The organism is Pseudarthrobacter albicanus, assembly GCF_018224015.1.
Lineage (GTDB): Bacteria > Actinomycetota > Actinomycetes > Actinomycetales > Micrococcaceae > Arthrobacter > Arthrobacter albicanus.
The window spans coordinates 1-574 of record NZ_JAGPOT010000206.1 but is presented as its reverse complement, the minus strand read 5'-3'; the positions used below and the strand labels follow the sequence as shown (position 1 = coordinate 574).

Sequence of the window (574 nt, the reverse complement as noted above, 5' to 3'; positions counted from 1 at the left end):
CCTGGCGGCGCATGGGGCGCAGGCAGAAGAACCAGGTCAGGGCGATGGCTGCCGCCGTGCCGGCCAGTGCGATCAGTACCGCGTTCACGCGGCGGGGCTCCCGCCCGGACGCGGTGCCGGGTGGCGGCCGTCGAAGTCTGCCGGCGCCGGGCGGAGGGCCTCGATCTGGGCGCGCAGCGTGGCCAGTTCCTGTTCCTGGTCGGGTGTGGCGGGCTGGTCGCTGCGGCCGCGGCCGCGCATCATGAGCCACATCATCAGGCCCATGCCGACGGGGCAGACCAGGGCGGGAAGGATGAGGAAAAACTGTTCCATGGGAGGTCCTTAGCGGTCAGGGGTGGGGCGGAGCCGGGTCAGGTCGCGGCGGAGCGCGCGTGCGGAGAGCCGGCCGTGGGCGATGAGCCTGCCGTCGGCGATGAGTCCGGGGGCGAAGAGGAGGCGGTGCTCGGCGGCGAGGACGCGTCCCTGCTCGCTGTCCAGGTCGACCTCGTCAACGCTGAGCGGAAACTCGCGGGACAGGCCTGCCAGCAGCTGCTTGCCGTCGCTGCACCAGGTGCAGTCGGTCCGGGTCAGCAGG

At 72.5% G+C, this 574-nt stretch carries 2 protein-coding genes; both read right to left on the bottom strand.

Annotated features, from left to right (window positions below; all coding sequences use genetic code 11):
* Positions 1-84 precede the first annotated feature (84 nt).
* On the bottom strand, positions 85-312 hold the full coding sequence (locus J9611_RS21455) for a hypothetical protein (RefSeq protein WP_211883290.1): 228 nt from the start codon (positions 310-312) through the stop codon (positions 85-87).
* Between the two features lie 9 nt (positions 313-321).
* A partial coding sequence (locus J9611_RS21450) for a hypothetical protein (RefSeq protein WP_211883288.1) occupies positions 322-574 on the bottom strand: 253 nt, incomplete at its 5' end.

Excerpts from the sequence above, each read along its gene's own strand:
- J9611_RS21455 (WP_211883290.1), bottom strand. The coding sequence starts at position 312 with ATGGAACAGTTTTTCCTCATCCTTCCCGCCCTGGTCTGCCCCGTCGGC.